Annotated in this window: 13 protein-coding genes; 7 read left to right on the top strand and 6 right to left on the bottom strand. The window is 40.2% G+C overall.

Going from position 1 to position 14,823, the window contains the following annotated elements:
• The first annotated feature begins 281 nt into the window (after window positions 1–281).
• Window positions 282–599 (top strand): hypothetical protein, encoded by a 318-nt coding sequence (locus VB797_RS33175; protein ID WP_323242050.1) that lies wholly within the window; start codon window positions 282–284, stop codon window positions 597–599.
• Window positions 600–629: 30 nt separating this feature from the next.
• Here VB797_RS33175 and VB797_RS33170 read toward each other — a convergent pair whose 3' ends face one another.
• From VB797_RS33170 to VB797_RS33160, 3 genes are all read right to left on the bottom strand, one after another.
• Window positions 630–959: a DUF2103 domain-containing protein gene (locus VB797_RS33170; protein WP_323242049.1), complete on the bottom strand. Its 330-nt coding sequence runs from the start codon at window positions 957–959 to the stop codon at window positions 630–632.
• An 8-nt stretch (window positions 960–967) separates the two neighbouring features.
• A complete protein-coding gene (gene clpS / locus VB797_RS33165; protein ID WP_323242055.1) occupies window positions 968–1,294 on the bottom strand; it encodes an ATP-dependent Clp protease adapter ClpS in 327 nt (108 codons plus the stop codon).
• A gap of 249 nt (window positions 1,295–1,543) precedes the next feature.
• Entirely contained in the window at window positions 1,544–3,559 is a 2,016-nt protein-coding gene (locus tag VB797_RS33160) for an FAD-dependent oxidoreductase (RefSeq protein ID WP_323242054.1), read from the bottom strand.
• Window positions 3,560–4,825: 1,266 nt separating this feature from the next.
• Here VB797_RS33160 and VB797_RS33155 point away from each other — a divergent pair.
• Window positions 4,826–5,758, top strand: coding sequence for a M23 family metallopeptidase (locus VB797_RS33155; protein WP_416350965.1), 933 nt, complete (start codon window positions 4,826–4,828; stop codon window positions 5,756–5,758).
• Window positions 5,759–5,881: 123 nt separating this feature from the next.
• On the top strand, window positions 5,882–6,421 hold the full coding sequence (locus VB797_RS33150) for a late competence development ComFB family protein (protein WP_323242048.1): 540 nt from the start codon (window positions 5,882–5,884) through the stop codon (window positions 6,419–6,421).
• 84 nt (window positions 6,422–6,505) lie between these two features.
• On the opposite strand, the gene VB797_RS33145 is transcribed toward VB797_RS33150, so the two are convergent.
• Window positions 6,506–6,727: a hypothetical protein gene (locus tag VB797_RS33145; RefSeq protein ID WP_323242047.1), complete on the bottom strand. Its 222-nt coding sequence runs from the start codon at window positions 6,725–6,727 to the stop codon at window positions 6,506–6,508.
• Window positions 6,724–7,398, bottom strand: a complete 675-nt coding sequence (locus VB797_RS33140) for a L,D-transpeptidase (protein WP_323242046.1) — start codon at window positions 7,396–7,398, stop codon at window positions 6,724–6,726. The genes VB797_RS33145 and VB797_RS33140 overlap by 4 nt, the downstream gene beginning before the upstream one ends.
• Window positions 7,399–8,319: 921 nt before the next feature.
• Here VB797_RS33140 and VB797_RS33135 point away from each other — a divergent pair.
• A complete protein-coding gene (locus tag VB797_RS33135) occupies window positions 8,320–8,976 on the top strand; it encodes a sigma-70 family RNA polymerase sigma factor (protein ID WP_323242045.1) in 657 nt (218 codons plus the stop codon).
• A gap of 364 nt (window positions 8,977–9,340) precedes the next feature.
• Window positions 9,341–9,907 carry an anti-sigma factor family protein gene (locus VB797_RS33130; protein ID WP_323242044.1) on the top strand — a complete coding sequence of 189 codons (567 nt, stop codon included), beginning with the start codon at window positions 9,341–9,343 and terminating at the stop codon, window positions 9,905–9,907.
• Between the two features lie 169 nt (window positions 9,908–10,076).
• Here the strand turns inward: VB797_RS33130 and VB797_RS33125 are convergent, their stop codons facing one another.
• Window positions 10,077–10,505 carry a gamma-glutamylcyclotransferase family protein gene (locus tag VB797_RS33125; protein WP_323242043.1) on the bottom strand — a complete coding sequence of 143 codons (429 nt, stop codon included), beginning with the start codon at window positions 10,503–10,505 and terminating at the stop codon, window positions 10,077–10,079.
• A gap of 267 nt (window positions 10,506–10,772) precedes the next feature.
• Between VB797_RS33125 and leuS the strand changes: the two genes are divergently transcribed.
• Both leuS and VB797_RS33115 read left to right on the top strand, forming a co-directional pair.
• The gene (gene leuS / locus VB797_RS33120; protein WP_323242042.1) at window positions 10,773–13,349 is read left to right on the top strand and encodes a leucine--tRNA ligase; all 2,577 of its coding nucleotides are present in this window, start codon (window positions 10,773–10,775) and stop codon (window positions 13,347–13,349) included.
• Between the two features lie 650 nt (window positions 13,350–13,999).
• A partial coding sequence (locus tag VB797_RS33115; RefSeq protein WP_323242040.1) for a sugar phosphate nucleotidyltransferase occupies window positions 14,000–14,823 on the top strand: 824 nt, incomplete at its 3' end.

Raw genomic sequence — 14,823 nt, 5'->3', positions numbered from 1 at the left:
GTTATAAGATTTTGGATACGTCGAACTGCTCAGCACAAGTTTTGGATTTTAGATTAAAAAATTTAGGAGTTATTTATCCCCCCATCCCCTTGTCCCCTTGTCCCCTACTCCCTACTCCCTACTCCCTATCTAAAATGTTGCCCAAACACTAAAATTATTAATTCATCGCATTTCTTAACAAGAATACCGCTCATATATTGCAGTTAGTAACAGAAGGATTACTTCTGAAGGGATATTCCTTTAGACTTATTTTCTATAGAACGTTTTTGCATAGACGCGCCATGCATTCAGTAAATTTTATTTGTCATGAGTTTTTTGTAATGCTTTCGTTTTTTGCCTGCATTACAGGTTTGGTAATATTGTGGGATCGAAACAAATTAGACGAGATGCAGCTAAGCGAAAGAATTTTGTTTAGAATGACTTTCTCGTACTGGTTGGTTTACTGCGTTGCTTTTGGAATCGAGAAGATAGTTTTACCTGAATGGGAAACTTTATTAATGAGTTTGAGAATGACTACAGCTTTGTCATACTTCCTGACTTTCTCCTGTATTCTCTGCTTACCCCTACATAAATTTGCAGTTCGACAAGTACAGGATTAGATAATCGGTGGAAATACCGATCAAAGAGGATTATTTCTTCATCGCAGATGCGATCGCCACAACTAATTCATCTTGTCCTAAAGTGGTGAGGATAAACACTTCTTGGACAGTTTTTCCTTGACGAGCGATAACTTTAAACCCACCTCGAATTGGAACCGACACCCGTAATTGCATATGAGGGGAATGACCTCTGACGCGGCTGAGTTCTCCGGGTGTAACGGTTTGAATACTATCTTGGTTGCAGAGACGTTCGAGAATAGGGATCAGACCGTTTATGTGGGTGGAATGATTCCAAACAAGTCTACCGTTTTTCTCGCGGTTAGAAATTGCTTTGGTAGATTTCGAGGTGGGTTTAGCCATATTATTATCTACGCAGCCTCAAGAGGTGCCATTGTCAAACCAGCCCGACGCAGTTGCTGGTGATATAGTTCTGCGGGTTCTTGAGGTCCTGTCCACACAATCGCTTGTCCTTCATAATGGATTTGATTGGTGAGTTCCCAAGCGCGATCGCCACTCATTCCCGGAATATATTTCATTAGACATTCAGTAACGTGTTGAAAAGTATTGAAGTCATCATTGAGAACAATAACTTTATAGTTAGGATAAGGTTTGCGCGTAACCTCACTCACGCGATCGGGAGTTATGGTTGGTGCATTATTTATCCCATAAATAATAGAATTTGCTTTAGTAATCATAAAAACTTCGTTACAGACTTTCATAAAAATACATTACAAGTAATTAGTTTAGTGCATTGTTAGCAGTCAATGGTTATTAACTATCGCGTTCATCATTATAAATGCTGAGCTTATCTGTAGCTGTAAACTATCGTTCAGTTATTGTCTGTCGTGTGGTTCCCAGGTTCAGCCTGGGAACTTTGGTTTAAAGGCTGTGTGTGCGATTACAAACCTTTATAATCCCGCATCATAAATGAAGCAGATAGCTACTTATTTCCAATCATTCCAGTTTTCATTGAAAATTGAAGTATCGGGGAAAGCTGTAGGGTTGTTATTTTGTTTTAACAAGAGTTGTAATTTCATTAACTGGGGTTCAGGTAATGGTAATTGATCCACCAACTCATAAGGTGCGATGTTATTTTTCAGCGCAAAAGCTGCTGTAGTTCCCGCAGCTGCACCCGCAGACCATTCAAACGAATGTACACGATAAGCAGCAGCCGCAATGTGACTGGTCGCAATACTCTTACCAGCTACTAATAAGTTATCAATTTTCTGGGGAATCATTGCCCGAAGTGCGATTTGGAATGGATAAGCTTGTCCCGCACCGCGTCTTTCACCTTCACGCTCGGTATTTCCTGGAGCTTCCGGAGGACTTTTTGTCATACAGGGATGAAAATCGATCGCGTAATGTCCAATACCCACTGCATCAGGGAAAATAGTAGAACGAGTGCGTCGTGCTACATCTTCGGGACGCTTCTGACCGCTAAGAACTGAGATTGCTTCTAACCCCGCTAAAGAAGCTTTCAACTGACGATACATCCTTGGAGGTAAAGTCTTGCGGTAATATTCGTCATTGTAATCGCGGCGAGAAATATCAATTTCTTCGATACTAAAACCATTGGGATGTGCGTAACCAGGACGACCAATAATCCGCCGACCTTCGCGCATATACGGATATTTAGATAAACCGTGTGCCGTCCCCATCGGGGAATCTAAACCTTTAAGATAGCGGTGATTTGGATGAAGTTGTTTTACTCCTTCACCAAGTTGAGAATCAGTAGTTCCCGCAACTAACCAGTAAAAATATCCTTCAGAAATTTCCTCACCTTTACGTAACGCATCCGTTCGCAGTCCTCCCATCCAACCACCGGGCTGTAACTGTCCGCTGGCTTGGAGTTGTGCGGGGCTATAAATCAGGTTATCTTCAGCGGTTCCCGGACGGTAATCGTTACCCCAAGTCCAGTTTTGCATGGAAATGTCGCCCGGTGTGGGAGTGCTAAAGTTGATACCACCGAATTTCATCTCTTCACCCTTTTGGGGACTCCAAATACGACGATAGGTAAAGACTAAAGGAAAGCTAGCTAAGCGTTTTAATTCATAACTGTAGTAAGGAGAATATTGAGGATAAAACGAGGGCATTTGATGCTGCTGAGGGTCTTTTGTCTCCTCCATTGCAAAGGTGTAAGTAAAACCTTGGGGACAGTAAGGGTTATTTGTGGTACTAGATGAGGAAGGTTCTAAGTAAGAACGCTCATCAATACCAAGACGATAGGGAACATTGGCAAGTCCGATAATTTCGCCGGTTTCGCTAGCGTCCACCATGTACCAATTGGGAGCATTAGCTTTTTCCTGTTGCTTGGGAATAAAGCGGATAATAGATTTACTTAAACGCGAAGAATTTTCATAAGTATAGGCATCTTCTATGGTTTGAGATAAGGGAAAAGTATTGAGTGGAGGTTGACCATTGGCTGGTTTATGTTGAATAGCATAAGCACTACCAATTATTTTTCCACCGCTAGCGGTTTCAATTTCCTTAATAACAGTGCTGGGAAACCATTGCAGTTTACCTTTACCTTTCTTTTGGGCATCTTTGAGCATTGAGACCAATACTTTATGACCGTCGTGAGGAAGAAAACAAGAATCCGAAACCCAACAGTCACCGGGATTAAGTTGACCGTAAGTTTTTTTGATGCGTTCTCGTAATTCTAAGTATCCGCGAGAATAAAATAACTTTTGCCGCTGGGTAGGACGTTCATCAAGTGCAGACGTTCCTTGAGAAGAAATTTGTCCTCCCATCCAGTCAGTTATTTCAGTTAAACAAACTTCTTTTCCTGCAAGTAAACCTTCATAAGCAGTGGCAATACCGGATAATCCACCACCTACAACCAAGATGTCACATTTTACGGTTAAATCCGGATTCCTTGATGGAGCCGCAGTCACAGATAACTGAGTAAAAAATGAAAGAAAAGTCGAGCAAAGAGTAAGTAGAGACAGCGAGCGTTTCATTATTAGCAAATTCCATTCAACTCCTACAACAGATTTAGACGCTACCATTGCGGAAATGTTTACCGCAAGCGTTTTAAGAGGTAACATAAGTAACCCAAAATACAATCAAAGTAAGTTTATTTTCGTAGCAGTATAGATAAAATCTATGCATCACAATGCACAATAGCGTTTCTTGTGAATTAGTGATGTTTTCTTCAAAACATTGTTTTTTTGTATTTTTTATCAAAAAACGCAAGCTACTTATACTTTGATCGGACAAGAAAAATTGCGATCGCTTGATTTGGCGATCAGGTACTTATCAACTGTAATTTTACGAAAATTCACTCGACCGCAATTGAGCAACTCCGATTGTATTTATTCCAAAAGCCGTTTATCAATTACATTTTCTATAAATTTGATTAATCCTAAATAGGATTACTCCCTATAAATTTGTGAAAGCTTATTTATTTCTCTTACTCAGCCACAAGAAACGACTTCTTAGCAGTGAAGCAGTCCGGTCAAGGGGTTTTTCCCGTAAGGAATTGCTGTATATTCCCAAAATTTATAAATACTATTCGGCAATAAATAACTATCTCAGCTTTTTGTTACGTGCGAACAGATTTTTATTTTGCAAACGTATATTCTTGTTATTAATTTCTTCTCCCAGCTGAAAATTCCTAATTTATTATGCTTGGTTTATTCTATAAGCCAAGCATTTATTTGTATTTATACACTTAATAAATATTACTGAATTATTACACTTTTATAAGACAATTATATTTTACGTTTCACCAAATGAAAATAACGATAATGCTGCATTAACTAGCGTATCTGGTAACACTGTATTCCAAATATCCTCGTCTTAAACAATATTCTGCATTGAAAATATCTAAATTATCCATGCTTGTATAGCTAATTACCTAAAAAGGCAATTGTAATTATTAATACGCTGACATCGTAATTTTAAGACTTATTACGCAATTTTTATTTATTCATACCATTAGATCCCCTAATAGATATCAGATATCGCTTTCATTCAACAAAGCGGCTGATTTCGGCCAGAAATATCGGTAGAATTTTGATGCTTTCGAGTACCGTGCTTATTTATTATTTTGACAGAGTAATAATTAAGACTCTCCGATACTTGACAACTTGAGAAATAAAATATAAATGTATTCAAGTCAGCAAATACAACGTTCCAACAACAAAATGTTGTAAATAGGAAACACTATATATAATACGCGAGTCTATTTCTCAACAGAAGCAATAAACAATATTTATAGATATATGAATAACGTCAACATCGGTAATTCTGGGAAAAGATTGCTCTGTTCAATTTTTCAAGGTGTAAAGGCTAATTTTGGAATTAGGATGGCCCTAGTAGGTGCTGTTAGTGCTATTCCTTTAGTTTTTGCTTCCATAGCAGAAGCTGCACAAGTAGAAATAACTCCATCTTCGCCTAGTTTAGGAGCGACCATATCGGTAATCGTAACTCCTGATGACCCCGCGAATGGTTCTAATTTGAAAATTACCAGTGACGGAGAAACTTACCCCATATTTCAAATTGCACCAAATCAGTATCGAACATTTATTCCCACCACTCCACTAGACAAGCCGGGAAAAAGAGTAGTTCAAGTATCTGGTGATGGAACAACACGAAATTTGGCTGTATGGGTTAAAAATAATCGTTTTCCTACCCAAAGAATTACTTTAAGCGGTGGCAAAGGTGGTTTAAAAGCGACACAATACGAACTCGATCAAGTAAAAGCTTTTAAAGCACTTGTTACACCCCAGAAATACTGGAACGGTGCTTTTGACAGACCGAATAATTCACGTATTAGTACCATATATGGTGTACGTCGCTACTATAATGGTAAATTTGCAAATGACTATTACCATCGTGGCGTTGATTACGCAGGTGGTTATGGTTCCCCGGTCGTTGCACCAGCTGCTGGGCGGGTTGCTTTAGTAGGTACAGTATCCCAAGGATTCGTAGTTCACGGTAATGTAGTCGGCATTGACCACGGACAAGGAGTAACTAGCATTTTCATGCACTTGAATCGGATCGACGTCAAAGAAGGAGATATGGTTAAACCAGGTCAACTTATTGGCGGAATCGGTTCTACTGGAGCTTCAACAGGTCCTCATTTACACTGGGGTTTATACGTAAACGGACAAGCTGTCGATCCAACACCCTGGCGATCCAATGGAATTAAGTAATGGGGATGTTATTTGTTACTTTTGTCAGTAAAATGTGTATTATTTACCCTTAGTGAGTAAAATAACAAATTGAATTGGGACCGTCCTACCAAGTTTTGGGTGGCTGATAATAAAATGAGCGTTATGAGTATCGAAAAAATTGTAGAACAGGCTCTCCAGGATGGTTATCTAACACCAGCAATGGAAGCTGAAGTTGGGCGCATCTGCGATAATGCCTCCGAACTCTCCATAGAGGAGTATATGGCACTAGATAGATTAATGGGGGCGTTGTTAACTGGTGAGGTAGTGGCGGTGCCTCGAAAACAATTCATTAATGTTATGGAAGAGTTGGTCTTGACGGAGGCAATTGCACGAGTCGCTGAAATTGAAGCCACTAGTGAAAGCTCCCTTGATGTAGGCGATATTGCTGCTTATGCCCTCAACCGTCTTCCACCTTTGTATGCGACTACTGAAGAAGGTGCGGCTTACCAACGTCAAAGGGCAAAAGCAGAACTTCAAGAATTTATTTCGCAACAGGTAGGAGAAGCAATTTCTCGTTATCTAGATAGACCTAATTTCTTCCCCGAACGTCAAGCTATTGGAAAAAACTCTGGCAACGAAGTCTTGCGTCAAGTTAGTACTTTGCTTCAAGCTTACGCACCAAATTTTGAGCAAAAAATTTAATTAATGATGGGGTATGGGGAATAGGTTAAAGGTCAAAGGTTAAAGGTCAAAGGTTAAAGGTTAAAGGTGATTAGGAGTTAGGAGTTAAAAATTTCTCCCCATCTCCTTGTCTCCCCATCTCCTTGTCCCCTTGTCTCCCCATCTCCTTGTCTCCCCATCTCCTTGTCCCCTTGTCTCCCCATCTCCTTGTCCCCTTGTCTCCCCATCTCCTTGTCCCCTTGTCTCCCCATCTCCTTGTCCCCTTGTCCCCTTGTCTCCCCATCTCCTTGTCCCCTTGTCTCCCCATCCCCCATCTTCATAAATCATTTACGCACTTGTACTGGTATTCCTAAGCCTATTTGTTCGTAAAGTAAGCGAACATCAGAATTACGCATTCTCAAGCAGCCGTGAGATACCGGACTTCCGACTAGATCCGAGTCCGGTGTGCCGTGAAAACCAATTTCGTTGTGTCCATCCGACCAGAAGCCAATCCAACGTTCTCCTAAAGGACTATTCGGTCCTGCTGCAAAAACTTTACCAGTAATTGGATGTCGCCATGCAGGGTAATGCTGCATATGCAATACCTCGAAAGTCCCTATGGGTGTTTCCCAACCCTTTTTTCCTACACCAATAGGATAACTAGCGATAACCGTATTCTGACGATACACATAAGCTCGGCGATCGCCTAAATCTACTACTACTTTTTTCTCAACAGATGCATCAAGTCGTTTTGCTTCGGATTGTTGTGGAGATGCTGCTTGTGTTTTTAATGACAAGTCATTAGGTAAAGATTCTTTTGTTATATCTTTGCCGACGGATACAAAATATCGGATTTGCCGTGCGAAAAAGTCTAATGGTTCGTTAGTACTAATTGTACTTGAATCTTTAACAGTTTTGGGTGTCGATGCACTAATTCGCCAATGTAGAGTTAAAGATAAAATTGCCGTACCGAAGCAGAGCAACATTACTATACGCGCTAAAGAATCATTTCGTACCATTTTTTCCCCGAAAGCCTCCTGTACACAGCTTATATTCCTTTTAATTAATCATAGTTAACGGAAGTCTTACCAAACATTTACAAACTCTTATAACTTTATTTATTAATTTAACGTCTATCTGCGGGCAAACTAAAGCTATCCCGATTTATATCATTAGTACAACAAAAAAATTTCAGACAGCAAGCTAATATCCGGAACTATTAAGGTGTAATTACCAATCATTAACTTGGTGAGTAGGAGATAAATTATGTTAGAAAAATTATTACTCGCAGTGAGCATTACATTTTCATTAAATATGTTTATGCACCTTCAAGTCCCGTTACGAAACAATCCCGAGCAAATTTATGCTCCTCAAGAAGAGACAACACCTCAGATTTTAGTAAGGATGCTACAAAAATAAATGTTCGTCAGTTCTCAATAACTGAGAATATATCGAATTTTGTAGTTTATTAAACAAAAATAAAAACAATACTCAGCTTTAAACATTTACAAAAAGATTTGATGAATAAAAATTTTACCGATAGTACTATTGATCGCAAATAAATTAAGTTTAGTTTAATTGCCATCGATTGCATTTCGACTTACATCTTTTATTGCCGGGATAATTTTATGTGAAACAACATCATTTACAGAAATTATTGGTCGCATCAAGTGGCACTTTCGCAAGGAAGATACATCAAGGCAAACAGGCAATTATAATATTGGCACTCTAAAAGTGCTTTTATTTATATAGACCATTATTCGCGAATAAGCTGGCGATCGCAGTTGACATAGACGTTTTACTGACTTATTTTTCACCGTGATTTTACTGAAAATTAACCTTGATAATTGTTCCAGTTGTAAATCCGTCACTTTGAAGGGGAACTAACTGCATCTTTACAGGTCTAATAGATAGGGATGATTTAAAGCCAGTATAGATATATGAGTCAATCGATTGCTGCGTCCTGGTCTACGCTCGATGCCAGGTTTCCAGAAACACCAGTAGAAGTTGATAAACTTTCAAACCACGATCTGATTTTGCGATGTCAGACTGGTGTACGCCCCGAACGTACTGCTTTTGCAGAACTAATGCGTCGCTATCAATCGCAAGTTGATCGAGTTTTATATCATTTAGCCCCTGACTGGTCAGATCGAGCCGATTTAGCTCAGGAAGTTTGGATTAGAGTGTTCCGAAATGTTGCTCGGTTGCAAGACCCTAGTAAATTTCGGGGCTGGTTGAGCCGTATTGCGACTAACTTGTTTTATGACGAGTTACGCAAACGCAAGCGAGTTGTTAGTCCTTTGTCACTTGATGCTCCTCGTACTTTGGACGATGGGCAAATGGACTGGGAAATTGCTGGTGATACTCCCGGACCAGAAGAAGAACTGACAACAAGAGAATTTTACGAACAATTGCGCTTGGCGATCGCCGATTTACCAGAAGTATTTCGTACTACTATTGTATTGCGAGAAATTGAAGGTTTAGCATACGAAGAAATTGCCGAAATTACTGGTGTTTCTTTAGGAACGGTAAAGTCAAGAATTGCCAGAGCAAGAACTAGACTGCAAAGCCAATTGCAATCTTATGTAGAAAGCTAAGTTGTAAGGTTCGTCACATTAAAGTAGAATTCTTCAATTAATTTTGACCCAATATTAAATTAAGGGTAGGCACTATCTCACGGGAACAGAATTCATAGTTCAGAATTCATGATTCATAATCGGAATTTTAGGTGTAGATTTAACTACACAAAAAGTTTTGAAACCTAAACGTGTGTTTTGGGCAAGGAATTAAACCCGTAAATATTACCGTAATTTTAAATATCCTCCTGAACTGCTGAACTGCTTAACATTTGACTAATTGTTAAAACATATATAGTGCGTCTGCCGTTGGAAGAAAAATAAGAGTAAATTCTCAAGCTTGCCCGCTGTGTATGACCGTGTATTAATTGGTAATAATGTTAAGATGAATACAAAATATCACTTTGACGATTCCCACTCGCAAAATAAAAAGGAATTGCGTGATGGGAACGACCCCAATACCAATAAATTAACGGGTGCTAAGAATATGTTGAAGCGCGATCGCTTCGAGTTACTGAGTGCTTACCTTGATGGTGAGGTAACAGCTGCTGAACGTAGGCAAGTAGAAGAGTGGCTGTCAAATGACCCCTCAGCCAGAAATTTGCACACACGGCTTTTATCACTGCGGCAAGGCTTGCGGAATCTTCCAATACCGCAGTCAGAAAAATCGATAGAAGAAACAGTTGACAGCGTAATGGCGCGTTTGCGTCGTCGAAGCAGAATTTGGGTGCTTGGTGGTGCTGCCGTTGCTGCTTGTCTTATAGGTTCGCTATCAACTTTAATTCCCGGTGGAGAACCAGGATTTAGAGTAGCGAATCAATCTTCAGAAAAAGCACAAGACAGTTCTTCAGCAGAAATTGCTTCATTGCCGATGGTTGCTTTGAACAAGCCACTGATGCCAATACCCAAAGCAAACCAAAGCCTCTCCCAAGAATCTGGAAAATATAATTAATTAGATTAGATTAGATATTTAGACTATAAATATAAATTTATACTTATATCTGATTCCTAACTCTTAAATATTCAACCAACTTTGGGGGTTAAAGTCCCCTGCTTCTACAAGCAGCACGTTTTGCGTCGCGGTAAAATCCCCGTTGCAAAACTTAATTACGAATTACGAATTATTTTAACCCTTCAGCACTCCACCATCCATAAATTTGGGGAGTGCCTTTTAATTGGCAAACTTTATCAAAACTCATCAAATAAACCCAAGCCAAACCAAGAGAGTTATTATTTAAATCGAACAATTCAACTTGTTTTCGATTGTAGAGATTTTCTGAGAGCGGTTTCTGAGGATGATAGTCTTCAAGTTCATCAAGACTACTTAAAACTTCGTTGTTAGCAAACGAGAGTAGATATCCGTATACTAAATTATTTCCTTGGGTCATGGCTGGGTATCCTTGGGGAAGCGCATATAGTTCACCACGAACGTAAGCTTTTGTTGTGTCTACGATCTTGCTAGCGCAATAGGATTTATAGTATGTTTCGCCCGGTTTGAGAGTGCCGTAAACAAACACCCGTAACAAGTCAGATTTTTTTTGTTTACACATAATATTTTTGGGAATTGGTAGTTGGGAATGGGTAATGGGTAATTGGGAATTGATAGTTGGTAATTGATAGTTGGTAATTGGGAATGGGTAATTGATAGTTGGGAATTGGGAATTGGGAATAGTTAGGAGTAAAAAGTAATTCACAGTGAGTTAAGAATTATTGTCTCCCCATCTCCCCCTCTCCCCATCTCCCCCTCTCCCCCTCTCCCCAACAGCATCTACAATAGTTTCTCAGACACAATCACAGTCGCATTAGGAGTATTTCCGGTGGATACCCGATACAACCCCGCAGAAATTGAGCAAAAGTGGCAAAATAAATGGTTAGAAATTGGCTTAGATAAAACCCCCAAGGATAATAACAAGCCAAAATTCTATACGCTGTCCATGTTTCCTTACCCGTCGGGTAGCCTGCACATGGGTCACGTCCGTAATTACACTATTACTGATGTAATCGCCCGTCTCAAGCGAATGCAAGGGTATCGGGTGCTGCATCCTATGGGTTGGGATGCTTTTGGTTTACCGGCAGAAAATGCTGCTATAAACCGGGGGGTTCCTCCGTCAAAATGGACGTATCAAAATATTGACCAAATGCGGGGACAGTTACAGCGTCTCGGCTTGTCTATTGATTGGGATTGTGAAGTTGCTACTTGCTCCCCGGATTATTACAGGTGGACGCAGTGGATTTTCTTGCAATTTTTCCAAGCAGGTTTAGCTTATCAAAAAGAAGCAGCAGTAAATTGGGACCCTATAGACCAAACTGTATTAGCGAACGAGCAGGTTGATAATGAAGGTCGTTCGTGGCGCAGCGGTGCCATAGTTGAACGTAAACTTTTACGGCAGTGGTTCCTTAAAATTACTGATTATGCTGAAGAATTGTTAAATGACTTGGATAAGTTACCGGGATGGCCGGAGCGCGTTAAAACAATGCAGGCTAACTGGATTGGTAAATCCACGGGGGCTTATTTGGAATTCCCGGTTGTGGGAATGGATGAAAAAATAGGCGTGTATACTACGCGACCGGATACTGTCTATGGCGTAAGCTACATAGTTTTAGCACCAGAACATCCTTTAACTAAGCAAGTTACTACACAAGCACGTCAGTCAGAGGTGGAAGCTTTTGTAAAAGAGGTTAGCAATCAAAGCGAGTTGGAACGTACTGCTGAAGATAAACCTAAACGGGGAATTCCTACGGGTGGTAAGGGAATCAATCCGTTTACCGGGGAAGAGGTGCCGATTTGGATTGCCGACTACGTGCTTTACGAATACGGTACTGGGGCTGTGATGGGTGTTCCGGCTCACGATGCGCGAGATTTTAAGTTTGCCAAGCAACAGGATTTAGCAATTAAAGCGGTGATTGTCCGTGCCGATGCTGCTGACGTACCGCAAGCTCCTAAAGAAGCTTACACGGAACCGGGAATTGTCGTTAATTCTGACATTTTTAACGGGATGTCTTCTGTTGATGCGAAACTTGCAATTGTGGAATATGCCGAAAAGCAAGGTTTTGGTCAAGCACGGGTACAGTACCGCTTGCGAGATTGGTTGATTTCCCGTCAGCGATACTGGGGAGCGCCGATTCCGATAGTTCACTGTCCTGATTGTGGTGCGGTACCAGTCCCGGATCGAGATTTACCCGTACAGTTACCCGAAAATGTGGAATTTTCAGGACGTGGTGGTTCACCGTTAGCGCAGTTGGAAAGCTGGGTAAATGTGGATTGTCCTAGTTGCGGGACACCTGCAAAGCGCGAAACTGACACGATGGATACTTTTATTGATTCGTCGTGGTATTACTTACGATTTACCGATGCGAAGAACGATCGCGAAGTGTTTGATTCGACGAAAGTAAACGACTGGATGCCGGTTAATCAGTACGTCGGCGGTATCGAACACGCAATTTTGCATTTATTATACTCGCGCTTTTTTACCAAAGTATTGCGCGATCGCGGTTTACTCAATTTTGATGAACCTTTCCAACACTTGTTAACTCAAGGTATGGTGCAAGGTTTAACTTACATGAATCCCAATAAAGGTGGTAAAGAGAAGTGGATTGCTTCTAATTTAGTTAACCCTACTGACCCCCGCGACCCTGAAACCGGGGAACCTTTACAAAAACTTTACGCTACTATGTCCAAGTCTAAGGGTAATGGTGTCGCACCTGAAGATGTGATTGCTAAATATGGTGTTGACACAGCACGGATGTTTGTTTTATTCAAAGCACCCCCGGAAAAGGACTTGGAATGGGATGAAGCTGATGTGGAAGGACAATTCCGCTTTCTGAACCGAGTTTGGCGCTTGGTGAGTGATTTTGTAGATAATCCACAATCATCCAAGAAATCTAAAAGTCCAAGCCCGAAATCCAAAATCGAGAAGGATTTACGAAGAGCAATTCACACTGCAATTAAAGAAGTCGGTGAAGATGTAGACGGCGAATATCAATTTAATACAGCTATATCGGAATTGATGAAGTTGAGTAATGCTTTGGCTGATGCTAACTGCAAAGATTCACCAATCTACGCTGAAGGAATTCAAACTTTAGTTTCGATGCTAGCACCCTTCGCGCCGCATATCGCTGAAGAATTATGGCATTTGTTGGGTAATGATGGCTCGGTACATACTGCTAGCTGGTCTACACACGACCCAGAAGCTTTGATTGCCCATGAAATAACTTTGGTAATTCAAATCAATGGTAAGAAACGCGGTGATTTACAAGTTTCAGCACAATTAGATAAAGCACAGTTGGAAAAGTACGCCCTCGAATCAGAAGTTGCTCAACGTTACATCGAAGGTAAAACCATTAAAAAGGCGATCGTAGTTCCCGGCAAGTTGGTAAACTTCGTAATCGGCTAAACTTGATGCTACTTGTGTAGGTTTACTAATTGACACAACCGGGGATTAAATCTCCGGTTCTTTATTTGGGTTTATTTATGAAAGGCTTATGATTAATTCGTCACATGGAAAAGCGCTTGACAGTTTTTTCTACCAAGCGCTCTCATTGTATAAAGTTATACCATTTCACTTGTTTGATGCAACATTTGAACTCGGCACTATCCCTTTAGAGCGAGGGATTGCGAGAATAAGCTTGTGACAAACGTAATGTGAAGTGGTATCACTCCTTGCACAAATATAGAATATCTTTTAAGACCTAAGTCAGGGAATTGACTGAGTGACAGTTTGTTAACTGCCATAGTAAAAAAATGCTCAGCATTATCAACAGTAATTTATAACGCGGGATAAGAGTTTACAAAGCCTTTACAGGGTAGAATCACTACAAAGATGGTATTGCTTGTATCTAAGAAACGGCCTAATGGTAGATTTTTATGGGAAGTCAAAGAATTTTGGATTTTAGATTTTAGATTTTGGATTGGAATTGGAATTCGGCATTGGATATTGGATATTGGAAGGTAGAGGGGATAGAAAACTGACTTTTAACTTTTAAAAGAATCTTGAATCCAAAATCTAAAACAAAAGCATCCGTTGTTAAAATCTAAAATCGTAAGATGAAGAATCAAATTAAAAAAGCTGTAATTCCAGCGGCTGGTTTTGGTACTCGGTTATTTCCAGCTACCAAAGTTGTCAAAAAAGAACTTTTTCCGGTGATTGATAAAGACGGTAGAGCGAAACCCGTTATTCAGGTAATTGTGGAAGAAGCTGTGAGTGCGGGGATAGAAGAGATTGCAATTGTGACGCAACTGGATGATGTAGAGGTTTTTGAAAGTTATTTTAAAACACCTCCGCAACCTAAACTTTTTAACAAGCTTTCGCAGCAGAATCAGGAATATTGTCAATATCTTCAGGATTTAGGTAGTAAAATTACGATTTTGACGCAGGATGAACAAGAAGGATACGGACACGCGGTTTTTTGTGCGAAGGAATGGGTGCAGAATGAACCTTTTTTGTTGATGTTGGGAGATCACATTTACTCATCCGATGCCGATCTTTCTTGTGCTTGTCAAGTTTTGCAGGTCTACGAACAAGTTAATCAAAGTATTATTGGCTTGAATACTTTACCAGCAGAAATGATTCATAAAGCTGGATGTGTGATGGGAGTTTGGCAAGAAAAAGATTCAGTAATGCAAGTGACGCAGGTTTATGAAAAACCTACTGTTGAGTATGCACGGCAAAATTTGCGGGTGGAAGGAATGGCGGAAGATGAATTTTTCTGTATATTTGGTTTGTATGCGTTAACGCCGAAGATTTTTGAGTTATTGGCAGAAAATATTAATAATAATTTTAGGGAAAAAGGGGAGTTTCAGTTAACATCTTGTTTGGAAAAATTACGGGAAGTGGAAGGAATGACGGGTTTAGTTGTTGATGGGAAGAC

The sequence above is a fragment of the Rivularia sp. UHCC 0363 genome, assembly GCF_034931125.1.
Taxonomy (GTDB): Bacteria; Cyanobacteriota; Cyanobacteriia; order Cyanobacteriales; family Nostocaceae; genus Rivularia.
The sequence above is the reverse complement of the archived record's forward strand: the minus strand, read 5'-3'. Positions and strand labels throughout refer to the sequence as shown.